Here is a 20,615-nt window from a genome sequence, read left to right as displayed (position 1 = left end):
TGCGGTGAACCTGTGCCTGATCACGGCGGGGACCCGTCGTGATCAGGCCGATGCCTGCCCCTGATCACCTATCCGCTGCTCAATCTCGCTGACCAGGTCCGGGAAATTTTCCCTGGCCCACCTGGCCAGCAAGGGGCGATTATCGCGAGGGTTGCTCTCCGCAAAACCCAGCTTGCTGTAACACTGGCTCACCTGGAATTCGACCGTGCGCCTCGTGTTGTTCAGATCAACCGCGATCTCGGCGTTGGTCATCCGGGCACCCACGCGGGCCGCCACAGCCACCAAGCCTGGGGTCAGCGGCGAATCCACCGCATAGACCGCCGCATGCTCTGACTCCGGCTGCCGCACCAAGCCCAGGATCCGTTCCTCGCTCAGGCGCAGTCCCCGGCCGTGCAACACCTCGAACGTCTTGGTGCCCAGCGCGTCACGGGCACTCGCCTCTGCGATCCGATCCTGATCCTCATGTGGTCCGATCCCATCCAGGACGACCCCGAGCACATTCTGCATATGCCGAGCGAACCCTGAGAAAATCGCGGACTGCTCGAAGTGCTGCAGCTCGGCAAGAATCCATTTCCGCAGCGACATCGACCACGCATAACCCCACAAGTCGCCCATCGCGTGCTGTTCCAGCAGGATCTCATCGGCCACCTGCAACGCCTTCTTCAACGCCGGAGCCGACCTCACGTGCCGGAGCAGCCACACTGTCTGGGCCCATCGTGCCCAGGTGATCGCCCACGGTGCCTGGTGCTTGCGTGCATCTTCGACACAGCGTGCCGTGACCTCCGCGGCCAGGACCGCATCCTCGGAGAACGCCGCGGAGATAGCCAGGATCAGTCCAGCGGTATGGCGGGCGCCGTTGCGCTTGACTCCCGCAGCTGCATAGCCCCGCTGGGCCAGGGCCAGCATCTCCACCGCCCGCGGGAAATCGCGCGTGACGCACATTGCGTAGGCGCCGGTGAGGAACTGTCGTTCCGGCAGCGTCGCCAATCGAGGCTGTGTCTCAGCCAAGGCGACCGCCCGCTGCACCGCCGCGGCCCCACCGTGCTGATCACCCATGCACAGCGAGAGCCACCCGTCCAGCACCGCTGCCGCGTGCAGCAACTCCAGCATGCCCGCCCGTTCCGCAGGGGAGAGCGCCTGTTCCAGATGACTCACCGTGGTTCGGATGAACTCACGCCCCTGGCGGAGTTCGCCAACCCACCACCACAAGCGCATGTCGCCCAGGTGCAACACCATCTCCACGGCGGCCGGCTGCAACCCCGGCGTCGTCTGCAGTGTGGTGATCGCCTCGTAGTAGTTGCTCAAGTTGGCTCGGAAGAAGCCGAACAAGACCAGTTCGTTCTTGCCGAGCCACTGCTCTGCGGCCTGTCGAGAACGAGCCTGGAAGTAGTGCGCGTGCCGGAGCCTGAAGTCCTCCTCCCCGGTGCGCAAGGCCAGGCGTCCCGCGCCGAAGACCCGCAAAATCTCCAGCTGCCGGTAGCGCGCTTGCTGCTGACGACGAGGATCCCGGTCCACGATGATCACCGATTGGCGTACCAGGCGGTTCAGCAGTACCCGCACGGGCTCATCCCCGATGCGCCCACTCGGCCGGCCGTGCTTGTCCAGATCCGAGCACACGGCTTCGGCATCGGCCAGATCCCAGCCGCCGGTGAAGACCGACAGTCGTTCCCACAACCGCTGCTCGCCCTGAGAGTCCGGCGAGCCGCAGCGCTGATAGTGCAGGTGCAGGACGCTGTCCATGCACTGCTGCCGTGGCGTCCAGCCAGCGCGATTGTCGGCACTGAGCAGGTCGAGCTGCAGTTGGGCCATCATATTTTCCAGCAGCCGCCGTGCCTGGGCCACGGTCAGGTCGGTCAGCTGCAGGGCGATCAGTTCGATCGCCAGCGGAATGCCATCCAGCACCCGGCACAGGGCGACCGCCTCCCGGATCTCCTCCCTGCCGGCACCCCGGATGTCGTAGTGGTTGGCCGCGGCGCGATCGAGGAGCAGCTCCATCGCCTCGCTGGAGTCATGATCGTCGGTTGAGGGAATGGTCAGTGGCTCCACCACCTCGATCCGTTCACTGCGGATACCCAGCCAGCTCACACTGGTGACCAGCACACGCAGTCCGGGTGCGTGCGGCAGCAGCGCCATCAGCAGCTCGGCCACCGCGCCCACGAGATGTTCGCAGTTGTCCAGCACCAACAGCAGCCGACGTTCCCGCAGATGGGCCAGCAACACCTCCCGAGGCGGCTGAGGCGACTGCAAACCGAGGGCCAGCGCGCGGGCGACCGCGACATCGACATCCTGCGCGGCCTTCACATCGGCAAGCTGGGCCAGCCACACACCATCGGGATAGAGGGCCTCGCCGTCCTCCCGTAGCGTCTGCTCATCGGCCGCGGCCGCCCTGCGGGCACACCCGACGGCCAGCCGTGTCTTGCCAATACCGGGCGCCCCCGCCAAAGTCACCACCCGGCAGGTCTCACTCCAGGAATCAGCCAGACGATCCAGGATTTCCACCCGGCCGACGAAGCGATTCTCCTCCGCGGGGAACGTGCTGGTGACCCTCATCAGCACGCCAGGTAAGCGCGTTCCACCACGACCCGACCATCACCTAATCTGCTACGCATTGCGCTCCCCTGACCCCTCGACAACGCTCCGGTCCCCAGACTCAGTGGCCGCACTCCCGGCGATCGGCAATGACATCTCATATCGCTGACGTCCCGCTGACGCCCCGCTGAGCACCCGACCACGGCTTGGCGATCAACACCGCGGTGACCAGGCCCAACAGCCCGGCCAGGGCGATGGCCGACATCGACGATCCCAGCGCCTCCGCGGCGATGCCCCCCAACGCGACACCCAGCCCCTGGCTGGTCTGCAGGCCAGCACGCGCGATCCCGGCGGTGGCGCCCCGGGCATCCACCGGTGCCAGATCACCCACCTGAGCCTGGGCCGTGTTCTGATACACCGCCGCCACCCCTGAGGCCGTCAGCAGCACCAGCGTCAATCCCAACCCCGGTGAGAACACGAACAGGATCAACGGCACTGACATGGCCATGGCCAGCCACGGCATCCACCGCTGCTGGCGGTCCCAGCCCAGGCGATCCTGGATCCAAGTGCCCAGGACATACCCCGCCGGATCCGCGGCCAGGATCAGCGGTACCGCCCAGGGGCCGACAGCCAGTTCGGCGGCCAGCGGCGCCGCCACACCCTCGGGCACCACCGCGAACCCGGCCAGCAACGCCAGCCCCAGCGCACGCGCCATCCCGGGGACCGTCCTGACCACCCTCAGCCCCGCACCCCAGTTCGCCCACACGGTGCCCGGCCCGGCCACACCCACGGAGGTGGGCTGCCCCGGCACAACCGCAGGCTCCTGCCGGGGCAGGCCACGCAGGACCAGCAGTGCCGCGGCCAGGAAGCTGAGCGCATCCAGCATCAGCGACCACACCGGGCCGATCAGCGGAACCAGCGCACCAGCCGCCGCGAAACCCGCCAGCGGGCCCAGATTGAGCACGACCTGCCGGGCCGCCACAGCCGCCGCGTAGTCCTGCCGGACCACCACGGCATCACGCAGGAAGGCCGTCGCCGCCGCCCGCCCCGGAACCAGCGCGAACTGCCCCCCGACGATCAACACGCACAGACCCACCAGCACCACCAGCGGATCCTCGGCGACACCCACCAGGACCGCCATCACCCCCACCAGCACACCCTGGATGAGATACGAGGTGGCCAGCACGTCGCGCCGCGGATACCGATCTGCCAGATAGGACAGCATGGGCGCGGCAATCAACTGCGGCAGATAGGTCAGCGCGTACACCGCGCCGGAGGCCGCCGGCGACCCTGTCAGATGCAGCACCAGCAGCATCAAGGCGACTTTGGACAGCTGGTCACACAGCAGAGAGATCATCTCCGCGGCCAGCAGCACACGCACCTGATGATGTCGTCGCAACACCATGCCGATGCCCGCCACCGCCGCCCCTCCCCGCCGGCACCGGCCCCACGGTGCCCCACCCTCAAGGGACGAGCCTAGACATCCCAGGGGCGATCCCGGATCGGCTGATCGATCGGAATGTAGGCCGACAGGCCGCAACGGCACCCGAACGGCCGAGCGGTCGCCGTGCAAGGACACGCAGACAGACCTACCGGTGCCTGCGCTTTCCATCTCACCCTCCACAACCTAGGCTGTTTGCATAGGCAAACACGGGAGGGTAGTTGACAATGGACTCCACCGCCAGAGTGACATATCACCGCACACCCGAACCCAGCGCGACACCATGGGGAACCGGCGAGGACACCGGGCGCAACCCTCTCAGCGCCCAGCACGCCCACCTCCAGGAAGGCGCCCGCCGCGGACGAAGGCCACGCTGGCCCACCACACTCGAGGACTTCGAGACCGAAGCGCGCCGAGTCCTCTCCGCTGATGACCATGGGCGCGACGTGCTGGCCTACCTGTTCGGCACCGCCGGACGCGGTCGCACCGCCGCGGCCAACCTGGCGGCCTTTGACGACCACACGATCATCACCAACGTGCTACGCCGAGTTGATCTCCGCGACCACCGGATCACCCTGTTCGGCACACCGATGGCAGCTCCACTGCTCCTGGCACCCGTCGGCGGACTCGACCTCATCGAACCGCGGGCCGACATCTCCGTCGCCGAGGCCGCCGCCCACACCGGACTCACCTGGATCCACAGCCCCGCCGCCTCGGTAACCCCCGAAGAGGTCAACGCCCAGGTCCCCGGCGGCCACCGCTGGTTCGAGCTGATGCTCTCCGCCGACGACACGCTCAACCACAGCATGATCCACCGCGCCCAGCGCACCGGCCACACAGTGCTCGTTGTCAACCTCGACACCCCGGTGATCGGCTGGCGCTCCAGCCTGTTCGACCATGGCTGGCCCTTCGACCACGGCTACGGCGCGGCCACCTTCCGCACAGACCCGATCTTCGCCGCCCGCCTCCGTGATCCCGAGGACCCCGCCGAGTTCGGCCGGCAGTTCGCGGCCCTGTTCAACGACGGCTCCCGCACACCCAACGACCTCGCACTCGTGCGCTCCCGATGGACAGGAACACTGCTCGTCAAAGGAATCCTCACCGCCCGCGACGCCCACCTGGCCACCCAGGCAGGAGCAGACGGGATCATCGTGTCCAACCACGGCGGCCGGCAACAGGATCGAGGAGTCGCCACCCTGCACGCCCTGGCCCACGTGATCCACGGCGCGCACGGAGTCCCGGTCCTGCTCGACGGCGGCATCCGCAGCGGCGCCGACATGCTCATCGCCCTGGCACTGGGCGCCCAGGCAGTCCTCATCGGACTGCCCTACGCACTCGGCCTGGCCGTGGACGGCTACGACGGCGTGCGCCACGTCCTGGACTGCCTGCTCGCCGACTACGACCGCACCATGGCCGTGGCCGGCTACCGCAGCCCCAGCGAACTCGGGCCAGCCGCGCTGTACTCCCGCCCCCGCACAGCCAGCCTGCCCACCCGGCCATGGCCCAGCACAACCTGAACCAGAACTGCCCTGCGGCACCATACCGGCAACCCTCACGGAGCAGCCCATGACTGTCCACACGCGACACTGCCCACCCGCGAACCCCACCAGCTCACCCGAAAACCCGCCACCAGAACTCCGGATCGGTACACAGAACGCACCGGACCGCGTCGGTGTGATCACCCCGCGCCCGCTCGACCACCACCTGAGCACCCTGCACTGGCAGCCACTCCCGCGTACCCCCTTCGTGCAGGCCATTCCCGCCGTGGCCGCCACGTACTACACCTCAGCCAGAGGACGCCACCAGCCGGGCAGCACCATCAACGACAAGACCTATGCCCGTGCCAGCCGGATCATCCGCCGCGCCGAGACCAACCTCAGCTCCCTCCGCGATCTCCTCCGACTTCCTACCGTCGCCGGCGAGGGCACTACCGTGTGCGAACTCCAACCCGGCAACGCCGTGGCCTACGCCCCACTGGCACTGCACCAGCGAGCCCATCGGCTCGCCACCCGCGGCCTGGACCTCCTGCCCGACAACCTCGACGACATCGACGAACTCCACGTCGTCACCGGATCCTGCCTGGCCAGCGCGACCGCACTGAGCCTGCGCACGGCAACCGGGCGCCGTGTATCCCCCAGCGCCCCAGGCCCCCTGGCCGCCAGCACCATCACCGATGTCGCCGTCCAGGACGAACTCACCCTCTACGAATGGGAATCCCTCCACCGGCTCAGCGCCGTGGTCGGCGACCTCGTCGCCGTACTGCCACCCGGCATGCCGATCATTCTGTGGCTGGAGGTCCCCAACCTGCAGTACTACCTGCTCCTGCTACACCAAGCCGCCCACACCCACACCATCAGCCCCGGCCTGCTCGCCCGCTGGTGGAGCGAAGTCGAGGCCCGCTCGACAAGACTGCGCGGCCTGCTGCACTACCACCTCCGCCGGAGCCTGGACGCCGCAGGACGCACCGACATCCCCATCCGTACCCCCGCCGGCCTGACACCCCTGGAGCCCACACTCCGGCGACAACTGCACACCGAGGCCCCCAGCACCGACACCGCCCGACTGCTGGAAATCCTGGAGACCGACCCGATCTGGGCCCGGCTGCTCACCGTCGTACGCCCCACCGACTGCGCCCAGCTCGGCCTGTTCTCCTACGTCCACCGACTACTCCGCCCAGCTCTGACCACCAGAGCCGGAACACGCTCACTCACCATCGCCGTGGACAACCCCAGCGAACGCAGAACCCTCTCCCTGGCCCGCGATCTGGCCCAGACCATCCCCGGACTCGGCGGCCCCGTCATCGGCCTCTATCCCATGCCCACCCTGCTCGTCGCAGGCGAACGCGCCACCCTCTTCCACACCCCGATCACGCACACCATCCACACACCCGAAGGTGACCTCGACGTTCGAGCACTTGCGCAGCGTGTTGCCCCCACAACACGAGCACGAGAGCAGCCCACCGCTTAGTTCCTCATGCACAGGCCACCGCCGACGAGGACGGTAGTCCCGGGAGGCTGTCCGGCCTGACGGTGCCGCTGTGCCGAAGCGACACAGCCGATGACCTGAGACCGGGATGGAGCCCGATGGAGCCAGCAGGTCTTCGCAGACGATCAGTAACGGGGCGAGACGGATTCGGCGACCACCGCTGCGCGCAAGCGTTAGGACCTAGACAAGACGGTGCATCAACTGTCACCGGTCGCAAGACTTCGTCTCGGCCAGGGGATGGGTTGCGCTAGCTCCGTAATAACGCTTCAGGAACCACGAGACCACGCACCCGATCAGCACCGCCACCAGCGTGGCGACCTGGAATGTGAGGCAGGCGAACGCCAGCTCCATCGACTCACCGGGGTCTCGGGTGATGACGTCAACGACACCGAGGACCAACGCCACCAGCGCAAAGCCAGCCCCTAGGCTGGTCGTCCACAGCCCGACGGTGCTCTGCCGTCTACGCAGGCGAGCTTGTTTCAGCCGCGTCCGCGTGCAGGTGGAGTCTGGCTCTTCACCCTGCAGGTGTCGCAATAGCAAGTGCGCGCACACGATCAGCACCGGCAGCACCAGCGTGGCGATGAGGACTGCGAGGCTGGCGTTGGACCGGCCCGTGGGGCCCACGGGGCCTTGGGTGATGGCGTCAACAACATGGGGGATCCCGAACCCCAGTACAACGCAAGCCGCCAGCCCGATCGTCCGAAACCAGACGGCATGCTGTCGGGCGTGCTGACGGCGTGTGGCACGCGCGTATTCGGAGTCAGGCTCGTCCACCACCAGATGAGCGGCGAGGGGCGACCTAGTACTCTCGTACGTCTTCGACAGCAGTGTGCGAAGAAGTGGGGGCCTGACCGTGGGTAGCAGGGCGAGCTCGCGGTCAGGTGCCGCCAGGCCCTGGGTGAGATTGCCGGCGTCGCGTTCGATTTCGGCCAGCCGGTACTGAATCAGGGGTTCCCGAGGCCAGCGGGCCGCGGCGTCACGCGCCCACTGAACCCCTTGTTGCCGTCGCTCGTCGGTCTCGGTGACCGCGTTATCCCTGTCCAGGCAAATGTTGGCTGCCAGTACGGTGGTCTCAGGATCGGCCAACACCTCCTGCATGGCCTGTCGCACAGCGGGGTCTTCCCAACTTGCGCCATTTATCGCGAATGCTCGCAGGATCGGCCGATCCCGGTAGATGTGGAGGATCCGCCCCAGTGGGGGATCGCCGATGTGTTCGACGATAGCCCTGCAGTCGAGAACTTTCCGGAACTTGGTCAGCTCAAACACATAGCAGAAGTACGCTCCTGCAAGTGGGTCCCCCATTTCGGCCGCCAGATCGGCGACAACTTTGTCCTCGATTGCTTTAGGGCTGACGGGGCCTGCGGAGATGCTGCCAAAGAGAACGGCCCACTCTTCGGTGAGCGCTAGCTGATCGTCGGGGTGGACGTGGCGGTAGATCCATCGGCCGCATGCCGCCGCGGTAGTCGGTCCGGAATCAGAGCGCAGCCGCATCGCCCAGTAGAATTCTGCGGCCAGCGCGTGCACCCCGTCAGTGCCTCCGCGAGAGATGGACCAGTCCGGTGTTGCCCCCGTCGCCAACAGGTTCCTGGTGATCTCATCGCAGAGTGTCTCCTGCTCGCTACGGCTGGCCTGCGCCACTGCGTGCAGCCGCGCCGAATTCCCTGTCACCGATGCCCTTCCCCATCCAGAACGTCCTCGGCTCAACGCCGCCCCTCATTCGGCGGTCTCGATCCTGTCCGATACTTCAGGCTAGGCGCTTCTGGCCCGAGCTGGCGAGGACGTAGGAACCGCATCGATTGCTCCCCCGTTGGCGAACTCGATGCAGCAGCCTCCGCATCGAGGGTGTCTTGGCACCACCGCGACCGATCCGAGCCAACCGCCGCGGGCCAAGGTGCCGACAACGGGCGCAGCGCCCGGAGTGGTGCCAACCGCCCATCCTGGGCACCGTCGCAGGCCACGGTCATCGGGGGACTGAGACGCCTGCGAGTCATTGCGACTTGCGGCTGCGATTGGCGAAAGCCTCTCGCGCCCTGGCCCGCGCCGCTGCGGTCGCATCAGGATCGACGTGATTGCACACCTGGGCACCGCGGTAGCCGTCTTCGTCGCACAACCGGCACTGGCGAGCAGCCTCGGCCCGCGCAGCAGCCGCAGCGCGCGCTTTCGACCGGCGCGACTGTTGAGCCGCCTCCCGCAGGTCCGCGCACTGCCTGCACCGTGAGACCGGACCGGTGCCCTGACGATGAGCCGGACATCGCAGCGGCGCTGACGGCGGTTTCGGCTCCTGCGGCATGTCCGGTAACGGAACCTGACCCGCCTCAGCTTTCTCTTGATGGTTAAGGGACGGTTCGGGGGCAGTGGCTGCCCCCCGTACCGGCAGTGGCTGCCCCCCGTCCGCTTGAACGGGCGGCAGTGACTGCCCCCCGTCTGTTTTTGCTGGTCCGTCCGCTTCAGGCTCTTCGCTTCGGGTGCGGTGGAGTGCAAGATCCCATCCGTTGGGGCGCCGATCCGCACGCGAAATGTAGGCGGCGACGATCTTCGGATTGGCTGGCCGGATCAGCCCGGCGGTCTCCAGGCGTCGAACACACATGCGAACGGTGCGTTCGGAAAGGTGGGTGTAGCGCATGACGCGGCGCAGCGACGGGAAAGCGCCCTGACCGTCAGGATCGGCGTGGTTGGCCAAGGCCACCAGAACGAATGCCATCGCCGACTTGCTGGGCTGCCCCGGTTCGTCGGCAGGCAAGGGCGCGAGATTCAGAGCCCAGGTGATGGCCTCAACACTCACAACCGGCGCCTCACGGAGTCTCAGGTCAGCCCCTACGCCGCTACAGAGCGGGTGAGTGCTGACGGGGAGTGGCTACCGAGAGTGATATCAGGTAGTCTTCGCTTAAGCAAACGTGGCAACGTGCTGGCAAGGAGCGGAGATGCGTGACCGTGTCGTAGCTGTCAGTAACAGTTTCGGTCTAACTGGGCTGCCGCCTAGGTCGCGCAGAACACCCAGCGCGCAACTGTGTCGCCGGGGCTCCTGCCGCGCCGAAGCTGGTTGAGAAATGAGCCCAGAGCACATATCCGCCCGGTCAACCGCCGTACTTCATGACTGCGGCGCCACCATCGGCCTCGTTGCCGCAGGATCTATTCTCCGCATCGGGCGTACTAAGAGCCACGAACTCGCCCCTGTTGGCGAGTTCCCCAGGTCCGTCCTGCGCTCCGGCCGTCGTAACGTGGTTACCGTCGCCTATATGCTCCGGCTACCGGGACTGGACGAGTCAACGGCCCGCGGCACCCCGACAGCCACCGGCGCTGCCGTGAGTACCCCGTGTGCAACCTTCCGTCGTGGATCCCCCTTTGTGCGGGATGCTGAGGCTGGTAGCCGCCGTCATACTCAAGGGCAGCGCCACTCGGTTCAAACCTTGTCTGGCGGTCAGTCCTCTCTGCTCCGCCAACGCCACGCGCGCGCCAGCGAATGGCTGACTGGCCTCGCTTGGCTGTCGGCACACTTCGTCGCCCGCTTTGAAGCAGGCATGGCGATACTGGGCGCCGATGCCGTCAATGTCCCGACACGAGCTTTCGGGGTCAAGTCGATAAAACTCTTCGGCAAGTACCCGCGCGAACCGCTTCTTTGGCTCCTGTGCATTGCCGTCGGCCGCACTGTTGACGACATCATTAGTTGTGCCCTTGATCGTTCCTTCAAGGATGTTATGGTGCGAGAGCGCCGCAGTAAACTCAGGGTAGGCGCGCTGGTGCTCATGTCCACAATCGACGAATTCGTCCACTTGTGCACCGGTGACAGTATGAAAATCGCTAGCTCAGATCATTCCTATGCTGGTGCCTCGTTTAGTTTCAGTGCGTCGTCCGCGGCGAACAGTCGTCGAGTGCGACCGTGTCCCTGATAGTGTTTTCAAGAGCTGGTGAGCGAGCCAATCGTCAGGGGGTGCCCAAGGATCATCCGACCGCGGCCACGGAGGCCGGATATTGAACCAGTGGCCACTACCGCACTGGGGTAGGAGCTGACGGTTCAAGCCGGACCAGACTGGGTACAGGTGAGGTTGCCTATGAGATCACATGTCGACTCAGTCGTTTCAGCCGTCGCTGGGCCATCAGGGCTGCCGCTGGAGCTGGCCGTGCCTCCACAGTTCAGACGGCGGCGTCATCGCTGCGGCGTGCCAAACGTTTCGGGCGCTGCCGTGCAATCTGATCAGGGCGCGCCAGAGTGCTGCGACCGCCTGGTCCGGGACGGTGCTTTATCAACTAGAGGTTCCACAAGCGAGGTTTCATGGCGTGACCTGCATCACCAGTCGACCCGAGGATGGCGAATTCCTGGCGACAGGAACGGGTGGCAACGAGGGTCAACTCGTTGCCACCCGCGGAAACTGGGAGCCTGCTACCTGGGGTTTTAGCAAAACCGCAGGTAGTTGAACCGCAGATTCCTACCTTGACACGGTAGGGGTCACTGGTTCAATCCCAGTATCGTCCACCAGATAAGTGCAGATCAGGGCCGGATTTCCTTAGTTGGAGATCCGACCCTTGATCATTTGTTAACGATTTGTCAGCGGATCGTGCGCGAGTGCGACGCGGTGGACCGAGACGGCGTAGTCGCCGCCGGTGAACGGCTTCCGGTCCCAGGTGGCGTAGCGGTCGGCCAGGGTGAGTCCCGCGGCGGCGCAGTGGGCGTCGTAGTCCTCGGCGGTGTAGCCGCGGTTGAGGGAGAAGCCCGCGATGAGCGCGCCTTGGGGCGCGAGGTGGCCTGCCACAGCGGATACGAGGGCCTGCTGGGTGCCCTCCGGGGTGAACAGCGGGACGTTGCCCGCCATGAGGACGATGTCGAAGTGGCGGTTGAGGGTCAGGGTTGAGAGGTCGTGCTGGTGCCAGGTGACCTGGGGCGCCCGGTTCCTGGCTACGGCGAGCATGGAGGGGTCCAGGTCGACCCCGACGACGTCGATGTCGTGCCGGGCGAGTTCGATGGCGACCCGGCCGGTGCCGCAGCCCGCGTCGAGGACGGAGCCAGGCTGGTAGGCGCGCACGAAATCGGCCTCGCCATGCACGTCGGCGCCGGTGGCGGCCAGGTGGTCGAAGCGGCGCTGGTAGTCCGTGCCATCCCAGGTCATGGCGTCCACGATGGCACAGGGTCGGGGCGGGGGAAATCAGGTGGGGTCAGGGGCAAACCCTGATGGCAGGCGGCCGCGCCGTGGGCAGCATGGGGGCGTCAAGGGAGTTCCGCAGCACGAGGAGAATCATGAGCGAGTCCAAGTCCGAGTCCACCCCTTCCGCCGTCGACTCCGTGGTCGACGCCGTCCGCGGGCTGGTCAACGAGGGCATCAATCGGCGCGTGGTCGTGCGTGACAGCAAGGACGACGTGGTGCTGGAGGTACCGGTGGCCCTCGGGCTGGTCGCGGCGCTGGCCGCCCCGATGGCGATGACGATCGGCGCCGGTGTCGCACTGGTCGGCAAGTGCGGGATCAAGATCGAGAACCGGCAGCAGCCGGGCAGCGCGCCCGCGACGACGGCCGAGGCCGAGCGGGTGTAGTCAGCCGAGGGACGCCGCGGCGGAGGCGTCCCCGCGGGTGTGTTTCGATGGCCCCCGCATCCGCACAGTCAAGTCTGGCCCCACGGTGAACAAGCGAGACCCTTGAGTTGTAATGGGTTCGCCCGCTCCCGGCGGGGCCAGACGTACGCGTGCAATCAGGGGGACCAATGGCTGTCTACGAGGACCTGTCTCGTTACGGCTACCAGCCGGTGGAGGAGTTGGGCGCCGAGGTGCTCAATGTCGGTTGGCTCGGTGCCGGGGTGGAGTTTGATCGGGGCGAGCCGGCGGCGGATTTTGTTGACGCGCTGCGGAAGTTGGCGGTCTTCGAGTCCGTGGGGCAGACCAGGGGATACCACTACTGCTGGCTGTGCCAGGCGGTGGCGGGGTTTGACTGGGAGCCTGCTGAGATCCCCTGTGTGGAGGCGGAGCGTGGGGCGCTCACCCTTGGCAGCGCTGAGATTCACGTGGCCGGGGCTGGGGGAGTTGTCTACGCGGCGCCGAACCTGATCTGTCATTACGTGCTCGCGCACCAGTACTCGCCGCCCGCGGAGTTCGTGGCGGCGGTGCTGGCGGCGAGTGCGCGTGGTGGTGCGGAGTGGGGGCGGGCGAAGGCGGAGTTGCCGGTGGGCGCCGTGGTGCGTGGCGTGTCGGATTCCTGGAACTGGGTGGGGTTGCGGGTTGAGTTGGATGGGTTCCCGGGGGTTGCCGCGGGGGTGGCGTTTCGGGAACTCGGGGTGAGTTCGGTTGACGAGTTGGACTTTGAGTTCGGGGTAGTGCGGGAGTTTGTGGTGCTGGACCACGTGGATGTGCGGCGGCAGGTTGTGCTGCGGTTGGCCGCGGTCAGCCGGTGACGTCGATGACGGCCTTGGTGAACTCGCGCGGGGCTTCCTGGGGCACGTTGTGGCCGATGCCGGGAAGCACCCGGTGGTCGTAGCGGCCGGTGAACTTGTCCCGGTAGCCGGCGCCGTTGGCCGCGGCCCCGTCGAAGTCGCTGGCGATGGTGATGGCCGGGATGGTGATCATCGGGGCGGCGGCGAGTTTCTGTTCCAGGGCCTCGTACTGGGGTTCGCCGGGGGCCAGGCTCAGGCGCCAGCGGTAGTTGTGCACCACGATGGCGACGTGGTCGGGGTTGGCGAAGGACTGGGCGGTGCGCTGGTAGGTGGCGTCGTCGAACTGCCACTTCGGTGAGCCGCCCTGCCAGATGAGCTTGTTGAACTCGGTGCGGTTGCGGGTGTAGCCCTGCACCCCGCGTTCGGTGGCGAAGTAGTACTGGTACCACCAGCCGAGTTCGGCCGCCGGCGGCAGCGGTTGCTGGTTGGCCTTGAGGTTGGTGATCAGGTAGCCGCTGACCGACACCAGTCCGGCGAACCGGTCCGGCCAGAGCGCGGCGAGCACGGTGGCGGTCCTGGCGCCCCAGTCGAAACCGGCGATGGTGGCGCGCTGGATGCCCAGGGCGTCCATGAAGTTGATGATGTCGGTGGCCACCGCGGCCTGCTGGCCGTTGCGGACGGTCGCCGGGGACAGGAACGTGGTGCTGCCGGAGCCGCGCAGGTAGGGCACGAACACCCGGAAGCCCGCGGCGGCCAGGGCGGGGGCCACGTCGACGTAGCTGTGGATGTCGTAGGGCCAGCCGTGCAGCAGGATGACCGGTTTGCCGTTCGCGGGGCCGGTTTCGGCGTAGCCGATGTCCAGCACGCCCGCCTTGATCTGCTTGATCGGTCCCCAGCTGGGGGCGTTGCCGGTGACGGCGGAGGCGGTGGCCGGGGGTGGCTGGGCGCTGGGGCCGGCGGGGGCGCAGCTCGCGAGCGCGACTATGGCGGCGGTGGCGGCCAGCGCCCGGGTGAACTGCTTCCTGCTGATCATGCGGACCACTCCTGCGACGGGGTTGCGTTTCCGGACACGTCGCGACGGTAGGAAGTGGGCCGGGATCTTCGCGAGCGTCAGGCGACGTCATTGACGTACGTCATGGCGGGGCGGCGCCGGGTACGACAACGGCCAACGTGGCGTACGACATCGGCCAAACCGGCGTACGACAACGGCCAACACGCGGGTGGGGTGGGGGTGGGGGTGGGCTGGGTCTATGCCTGGGGGGCATTGGTGGGTTGGGGGAGGCATTTCCGGGGGTGGGGGTGGGGTTGTAATTTTTGGGGGGAGCGGCTGGGAATGGCCGGTGGGAGTCTTTCTTTTGGGTTGGGAGTGGGGTTTTCGTGTCTGGTGGTGGGCGGCGGGTTGTGGTGGTTACGGGGGCTTCGCAGGGGATTGGGGCTGCGGTTGTCGCGGGGTATCGGAAGTTGGGGTGGGGGGTGGTGGCTAACTCTCGGACTATTGGTGTGTCGGATGATCCGGGGGTGGTTACGGTGGCTGGGGATATTGCGGAGGTGGGGACTGCGCGAGCCGTTATCGATGCTGCGGTGGGGGAGTTTGGGCGGGTGGACACGTTGGTCAACAATGCGGGGATTTTTTTGGCCAAGCCGTTTACTGAGTACACGGCTGCGGACTATGCGGCGGTGATGGGGGTGAATGTGGCTGGGTTTTTTGGGGTTACTCAGCTGGCGGTGGAGCGGATGCTTGTGCAGGGGGGTGGGCACATCGTCAACGTCACGACCACGTTGGTGGAGCATGCGCTCAGTGCGGTGCCTTCGGTGTTGGCTTCGTTGAGCAAGGGTGGGTTGCAGGCGGCGACGAAGTCGCTGGCCATTGAGTATGCGGGGCGGGGGATTCGGGTCAACGCGGTGTCGCCGGGGGTGATTCAGACTCCGATGCATTCGGCGGAGACGCATGCGGCGCTGGCGGGGTTGCATCCGGTGGGCCGGATTGGGCGGGTCGAGGATGTGGTGGATGGGGTGTTGTTCCTGGAGAACGCGCCGTTTGTGACTGGGGAGATTCTGCACATTGATGGTGGGCAGAGTGCGGGGCACTGAGCTAGGGCTGGTTTTTCTGGGTTTGGAAGGAGATTGGTTATGCCTTTTGTGAGTATTCAGGTTACTCGGGAGGGTAGTGCTCCGGGGGTGGAGGCGGTTACCGAACAGGAGAAGGCGCGGTTGATCGCGGGAGTTAGTCAGGTGTTGCTGGAGGTGCTGGGCAAGCCGTTGGAGTCGACTTTTGTGGTGATCAACGAGGTGCCGTTGGGGAACTGGGGGTGGGGCGGGTTGCCGGTCGCGGAGTTTCGGGCGGCCCGATCTGTGCCTGGGGCGGGATCGGACAGCAGTTGACGGCGGACGCGGCTGCTGCCTCGATGAAGTGGCGGAGTCTGCGGTCCCGGTGCTGGGGCTGGAAGGCGATGGACACCGGGGAGGTGGGGGCGCCGATCAGGGGGACGAAGCGGACGGCGGGGTGGATGTTGCGGCGCATCGCCACCTCGGGGACCACGCCGATGCCGCGGTTGGCGGCCACGGATTCCAGCCACTCGTCGAAGTTGCGGGTTTCGATGATCCGCTGTGGGCCGTCGCCGTCGGGCCAGGACCAGGGGCCGGTGGTGCCGCTGACCGTGTTGACCACCAGGGGCCAGTCGGGGACCTCGGACCAGTGCAGGCGTTCGGCGCCGGCGAGGGTGCACTTGGCCGAGCAGACGGCGACCCGGAGTTCGTCGAACAGGTGCAGCACCTTGGTGCCGGGGGTGGGTTCGTGGGTGCCGCGGACCACCGCGACGTCGACCGTGCCCTCATCGACCGCGGCCAGGGGGTCGTCGATGCGGATCAGGGAGACCGAGTTGCCGGTGGCCTTCTCGTAGGCGCTGACGGTGGTCTGGGCCCAGGGATCGGGCAGCAGCCAGCTGAAGCCGAAGCGGATGGTGACCTGGGCACGGACCGAGGCGAGGGTCTGGTCCATCGCGGTGAGGACCTGCTGGGCCCGGCCGAGGAACTCCGCGCCGGTGGCGGTGAGGGCGACGTGGCGGGAGTCGCGGTCGAACAGCCGCACTTCGAGGGCGGCTTCCAGTTGCTTGATCGTCCGGGTCAGCGCGGGCTGGGTGACGATCAGGTGTTCGGCGGCCCTGGTGAAGGACAGCTGCTGGGCCACTGCCACGAAGGCACGCAAATGCCGGAGTTCGACGCCCATGACCGGCAAGTGTAGGCGCGGCCTGGCGCGCGGCGGCCGGGTTCAGGCCGGGGTGGCCGGGTATTCGAGCAGGCGCTCGGTGGCGGTGAAGTTGCCGAAGGTCCAGGTGCGCACGCCGTCCGGCCAGATCAAGGTCAGCTCGCCCTCGGCGGGGTGGTAGACGGCGGTGTGCAGGGTGCCCGCGCCGGTGGTGTAGCCGGTGCGGTGGCGGGGGCGGCTGAGCATGGCGGCGATGGCCTCGGACACCTCGGGCCAGTGCCGGGTGCGGCCGCGCTGGGTGGGTTCGCCGGGGGTGAGGCGGTAGCCGGCGCGGGCGCCGGTGGCGTCGATGACGGTGAGGTCGTGGGTGCTGGCGGTGGGCCAGCTGCCGAGCACCTCGTCCACGGCGGCGACGGTGGTGCAGTGCTCCAGGAGGTGGCGGACGAGCAGTGGGCCGCTGAGACCTTCGGTGTGCCGGTGGCCGCCGCCGGAGGTCAGGGACACGGCCAGGCCGTCCTCGTTCATGCCGTCGAGGAGTCCCCACAGGCCGGCGGTGGTGCCCAGGACGCGGCGGGTGCCGAGCTGGCTGAGCCACAGCGTGGACTCGTGCTGGGTGAGGTCGAGGTCGAGGTTGCGGACCAGGGAGGCGCCGCCGGTGCCCTGGGCGCCGGAGACGACCGGGCCGGGCGGGTTGACGTGGGTGAGGAAGCCGGGCAGGTCAGGGTCGGGTAACTGGGCGGCCTCGGCCAGGTCGGCGGCCAGGCAGGCCAGTGGGGTGCTGGTCAGGGACAGCACCGTGGTGCGCCAGGTCTGGGCGTCCGGGTGGTCGGCGGCGGTGGCCCGCAGCCGGGGCCAGTGCCGGTGCACGTGCTCGCGCCAGGCGGGGCCGGGGCGGGCCTCGGCGAAGGCCCGGAACGTTGTGGAGCAGCGGATGTCGCCGGTCACCTGGCACCTCTCGGGAGTGGGGATCCTCGCTGCCCGATCGAACCCGCGGGGCCCTCGCGCGGCCACGCGGACAGACCGGCAGAAGGCCGCCCTGGCCAGGTTCTGCCGGTCCTTCCGCGTGGCAGCGGGGTGTCCTGGCGGGTGGACTCAGTGCCAAGAACTTCGCCAACCCGAGGGAGGTCACCGTGAGCACCGTGGCCGAGCTGCACACCGAGCACCGGGAGGTCCTGCTGCGCTTCGCCCGCCGCCTGCTGCCGGGTGATCCGCACCGGGCCGAGGACGTGGTGCAGGAGTGCATGCTGCGGGCCTGGCGCAATAGCGAGACCCTGGCCGCGAAGGACGCCAGGGTGCGGGCCTGGCTGTTCACCGTGGCGCGCAACCTGATCGTCGATTGGGCGCGCCGGGACAACGCCCGTCCGGTGCTGCTGGACGACGACGATTTCGACGCGCTGCCCAGTGGCACGGACTTCGCCGACGAGGTGCTGGAGCGCTGTGTGGTCGACCAGGGGCTGGCCCGGCTGAACCCGATGCAGCGGCAGGCTTTGGAGCAGGTCTACAAGCTGGACCAGACCCGGTTGCGGGCGGCGGCGGTGATCGGGGTGCCGGTGGGCACGGTGAAGTCCAGGGTGCACCACGCGACGATCGCGATGACCGAGGCGCTGGCCGCGCACGGGGTCACCGCGGCGGGCTGGTGAGCGGGCTCAGGCGGATTCGGACACCGCGAGGCCGAGCTGGGCGGCGAGCCTGCCCGCGGTGCCGCGCACGGCTGGCGAGTCGTAGCGGGCGCATTCGGCCAGCGCGCGCACCCGGTGCTCGCGGGCCTGGGCGGTGTCGCCGCGGTCGTCGGCGAGTTCGGCCAGCAACACCAGCATCTCCACCCGGTCTTCGGACCAGCGGGATTCCTCCAGGCTGGACAGCAGCTGGTCCTTGGCCTCGGCGGGGCGGCCCGCCCGGATCAGCACCCTGCCGCGCAGGAAACGCACCCGGGACAGGCCGGTGGACACCTGGTGCTTGCGGAAGAGCGTTTCGGCCTCGTCCAGGATGTCCAGCGCGGCGGTCACCTCGCCGGTGGCGGCCAGGCTGTCGCCCAGCCGGGTCAGCACCATGGACAGCAGTTCGTCGTTGCCGGGGGCGGTGGCCGAACCGCGGTAGTGCGCCTCGGCCAGCCGGTTCACCGCCACCGCCTCGGTGTACTCGCCTGCCACGTGCAGCATCGCGCCGAGCAGGGACAGCGCCAGGTACTGGCCGTTGGGGTAACCGGCCCGCTCGAACAGCTCGACCGCGCGCCGGGCGACCAGGACCGCCTCCTGCGCGGAGGTCAGCCGCCGTTCGATGCCGGCGCGGTAGTACCAGGCCCAGGCTTCGGTGAGCAGGTCGCCCGCCTGCACCGCGGCGGCCACCGCGAGCTGGTGCGCGGCCAGTGCCTCGCGCGGCCTGCCGCAGAGCGCGTACTGCGCCCAGCACAGGTAGTTGAACTGCTCGGCGCCGGCCTTGGCCTCGCCGAGCGCCTTGGCGGCTTCCGCGCCCGCGCCGAAGACCTCCAGCCACAGGTCGCCGGTGCCGCGCAGGTCGGAGTACCAGTGCATGGCGGTGGCCAGGTCGAGGACCTTGCGGTGCTCGCCCGCGGCGGCGGCGCAGCGGAGTGCGCCACGCCAGTGCGCTTGTTCCAGCGCCAGCCAGGTTTTCGCGGTGTCCCGGTCGCGGATCGGGTCCGGTCCGTCGATGGTGCTCGCCGGGTCGGGCCGGTCGTGGTCGAAGTAGAGCGCGGCTTTGGTGGCCACCGCGAGCAGCCAGTCCCGCATCCGTTCGGTGGCCGCGTGCACGTCCTCGGCGGTCTCGTCCAGTTCCAGGCGTTCCCGCGCGAAGACCCGCAGCAGGTCGTGGCTGGTGAAGCGGCCGGGGATCTCGCTGAAGCCGAGCAGGCTGGCGTCGGCCAGCTCTTCCAGAGCGGCCTCGGCCAGGTGCGCTGGCTGTCCGGAGACCACCGCGGCCAACTCGACCGAGGTGTCCGGGCCGGGGACCAGCGCGATCCGCCGGAACATCCGGGCCGCGGAGGGTTCGAGGTGGTGGTAGGACAGCTCGAAGGCGGCGCGCACCTGCAGGTCGCCCGCGGTGAGCACGGAGAGTCTGCGGCGTTCGTCGGCGAGCTGGTCGGCCAGGTGCGCGATGGTCCACTGGGTGCGGCTGGCCAGCCGGTTGCCCGCGATGAGCAGCGCCAGGGGCACGCCGCCGCAGAGGGTGGCGACCCGGCGGGCGGCTTCGTGTTCGGCGGCCACCCGGTGCTTGCCGGCGACCACGCTGAGCAGTTCCACCGCGCGGTCGGCGTCGAGCAGTTCCAGCGCGACCCGGTGCCGCGCGTCCAGGCCGGCCAGGGTGCTGCGGCTGGTGACCAGCACCATCGACCCGGGGCTGGTGGCCAGCAGTGGGCGGATCTGGGCTTCGGAGGCGGCGTTGTCCAGCACCAGCAGCACCGAGCGGTCCTGCAGCAGGGAGCGGTAGAGGGCGAGGCGGTCGTCCTGGTCGGCCGGGATCTTGCGTTCGTCCACGCCGAAACCGCGCAGCAGCCGGTGCACGGCCCGGTCCGCGGAGAGTGGTTCCGGGTCCATGCCGCGCAGGTCCAGGAACAGGCAGCCGTTGCCGAACAGGCTGGTCAGCCGATGTCCGGCGTCCACCGCGAGCGCGGTTTTGCCCGCGCCGGGCGGGCCGTGCACCACGGCGAGCTGGAGCCGGCCGCAGGCTTCGGCGTCCTTGGCGAAGGCGGTCAGCGCCGCCTGATCCCGTTCCCGGCCGGTGAGTTCGGTGAGCACCGGCGGCAGTGCGCAGACCGCGCCGGCCTTGGCCGTCTCCGGTTGCACCGGTTTGTCCTCGGCCACCGCGGTTTTCCGGCCGGCGCGGGCCAGGCCGATGAACTCGGTCGCCTCGTCCGGGGTCAGTTCCAGGCCGGTGACCAGGAGTTCCACCGTGCGCCGCTGGGGGCTGAGCGCGCGGCCGCGTTCCATGTCGCTGATCGCGCGCACGCTCACCCCGGTGCGTTCGGCTAGTTCCTCCTGGGTCATCGACAGCCGGAGCCGGTAGAAGCGCAGGAAGTCGCCGAACGCCGTCGTGGGCACCCGGTCATTCTGCCATGGCGACTTCCCGCCATTTCCTTGGTTATCCGGC

At 68.1% G+C, this 20,615-nt stretch carries 17 protein-coding genes; 7 read left to right on the top strand and 10 right to left on the bottom strand.

Features of this window, described 5'->3' with window-relative positions:
* Positions 1-42: 42 nt before the first annotated feature.
* Positions 43-2,550 (bottom strand): hypothetical protein, encoded by a 2,508-nt coding sequence (locus MZC64_RS19120; RefSeq protein ID WP_247758090.1) that lies wholly within the window; start codon positions 2,548-2,550, stop codon positions 43-45.
* Positions 2,551-2,686: 136 nt separating this feature from the next.
* Positions 2,687-3,949: an MFS transporter gene (locus MZC64_RS19115; protein WP_247758089.1), complete on the bottom strand. Its 1,263-nt coding sequence runs from the start codon at positions 3,947-3,949 to the stop codon at positions 2,687-2,689.
* A gap of 248 nt (positions 3,950-4,197) precedes the next feature.
* On the opposite strand from MZC64_RS19115, the gene MZC64_RS19110 reads away from it, so the two are divergent.
* Positions 4,198-5,487 (top strand): alpha-hydroxy-acid oxidizing protein, encoded by a 1,290-nt coding sequence (locus tag MZC64_RS19110; protein ID WP_247758088.1) that lies wholly within the window; start codon positions 4,198-4,200, stop codon positions 5,485-5,487.
* A 157-nt stretch (positions 5,488-5,644) separates the two neighbouring features.
* Positions 5,645-6,937, top strand: coding sequence for a hypothetical protein (locus MZC64_RS19105; protein ID WP_247758087.1), 1,293 nt, complete (start codon positions 5,645-5,647; stop codon positions 6,935-6,937).
* A gap of 222 nt (positions 6,938-7,159) precedes the next feature.
* Here MZC64_RS19105 and MZC64_RS19100 read toward each other — a convergent pair whose 3' ends face one another.
* From MZC64_RS19100 to MZC64_RS19085, 4 genes are all read right to left on the bottom strand, one after another.
* Positions 7,160-8,623: a hypothetical protein gene (locus tag MZC64_RS19100; RefSeq protein ID WP_247797718.1), complete on the bottom strand. Its 1,464-nt coding sequence runs from the start codon at positions 8,621-8,623 to the stop codon at positions 7,160-7,162.
* Positions 8,624-8,942: 319 nt separating this feature from the next.
* A complete protein-coding gene (locus MZC64_RS19095) occupies positions 8,943-9,737 on the bottom strand; it encodes a helix-turn-helix domain-containing protein (protein ID WP_247758085.1) in 795 nt (264 codons plus the stop codon).
* A gap of 481 nt (positions 9,738-10,218) precedes the next feature.
* The gene (locus MZC64_RS19090; RefSeq protein WP_247758084.1) at positions 10,219-10,725 is read right to left on the bottom strand and encodes a hypothetical protein; all 507 of its coding nucleotides are present in this window, start codon (positions 10,723-10,725) and stop codon (positions 10,219-10,221) included.
* A 762-nt stretch (positions 10,726-11,487) separates the two neighbouring features.
* A complete protein-coding gene (locus tag MZC64_RS19085) occupies positions 11,488-12,057 on the bottom strand; it encodes a class I SAM-dependent methyltransferase (RefSeq protein ID WP_247758083.1) in 570 nt (189 codons plus the stop codon).
* 128 nt (positions 12,058-12,185) lie between these two features.
* On the opposite strand from MZC64_RS19085, the gene MZC64_RS19080 reads away from it, so the two are divergent.
* Both MZC64_RS19080 and MZC64_RS19075 read left to right on the top strand, forming a co-directional pair.
* Entirely contained in the window at positions 12,186-12,476 is a 291-nt protein-coding gene (locus MZC64_RS19080; RefSeq protein WP_247758082.1) for a DUF4342 domain-containing protein, read from the top strand.
* 167 nt (positions 12,477-12,643) lie between these two features.
* On the top strand, positions 12,644-13,327 hold the full coding sequence (locus tag MZC64_RS19075) for a hypothetical protein (protein WP_247758081.1): 684 nt from the start codon (positions 12,644-12,646) through the stop codon (positions 13,325-13,327).
* Here the strand turns inward: MZC64_RS19075 and MZC64_RS19070 are convergent.
* Entirely contained in the window at positions 13,317-14,339 is a 1,023-nt protein-coding gene (locus MZC64_RS19070; protein ID WP_247758080.1) for an alpha/beta fold hydrolase, read from the bottom strand. The two genes, MZC64_RS19075 and MZC64_RS19070, sit on opposite strands and share 11 nt — an antisense overlap.
* Positions 14,340-14,683: 344 nt before the next feature.
* Between MZC64_RS19070 and MZC64_RS19065 the strand changes: the two genes are divergently transcribed.
* Positions 14,684-15,397 carry an SDR family oxidoreductase gene (locus MZC64_RS19065; protein WP_308301035.1) on the top strand — a complete coding sequence of 238 codons (714 nt, stop codon included), beginning with the start codon at positions 14,684-14,686 and terminating at the stop codon, positions 15,395-15,397.
* Between the two features lie 39 nt (positions 15,398-15,436).
* Complete coding sequence (locus MZC64_RS49130; protein WP_374205771.1) at positions 15,437-15,688, top strand: 4-oxalocrotonate tautomerase family protein; 252 nt, start codon at positions 15,437-15,439, stop codon at positions 15,686-15,688.
* Here MZC64_RS49130 and MZC64_RS19060 read toward each other — a convergent pair.
* Together MZC64_RS19060 and MZC64_RS19055 are read right to left on the bottom strand one after the other, a co-directional pair.
* On the bottom strand, positions 15,588-16,532 hold the full coding sequence (locus tag MZC64_RS19060; RefSeq protein ID WP_247758079.1) for a LysR family transcriptional regulator: 945 nt from the start codon (positions 16,530-16,532) through the stop codon (positions 15,588-15,590). The two genes, MZC64_RS49130 and MZC64_RS19060, sit on opposite strands and share 101 nt — an antisense overlap.
* A 42-nt stretch (positions 16,533-16,574) precedes the next feature.
* Entirely contained in the window at positions 16,575-17,456 is an 882-nt protein-coding gene (locus tag MZC64_RS19055; RefSeq protein WP_247758078.1) for a carcinine hydrolase/isopenicillin-N N-acyltransferase family protein, read from the bottom strand.
* Positions 17,457-17,641: 185 nt separating this feature from the next.
* Here MZC64_RS19055 and MZC64_RS19050 point away from each other — a divergent pair, with 185 nt between their 5' ends.
* A complete protein-coding gene (locus MZC64_RS19050) occupies positions 17,642-18,151 on the top strand; it encodes a sigma-70 family RNA polymerase sigma factor (protein ID WP_247758077.1) in 510 nt (169 codons plus the stop codon).
* Between the two features lie 6 nt (positions 18,152-18,157).
* Here MZC64_RS19050 and MZC64_RS19045 read toward each other — a convergent pair whose 3' ends face one another.
* The gene (locus tag MZC64_RS19045) at positions 18,158-20,566 is read right to left on the bottom strand and encodes an NB-ARC domain-containing protein (protein ID WP_247758076.1); all 2,409 of its coding nucleotides are present in this window, start codon (positions 20,564-20,566) and stop codon (positions 18,158-18,160) included.
* Positions 20,567-20,615 lie beyond the last annotated feature (49 nt).

The organism is Crossiella sp. S99.2, from assembly GCF_023094165.1.
Lineage (GTDB): Bacteria > Actinomycetota > Actinomycetes > Mycobacteriales > Pseudonocardiaceae > Crossiella.
The sequence above is the reverse complement of the archived record's forward strand: the minus strand, read 5'-3'. Positions and strand labels throughout refer to the sequence as shown.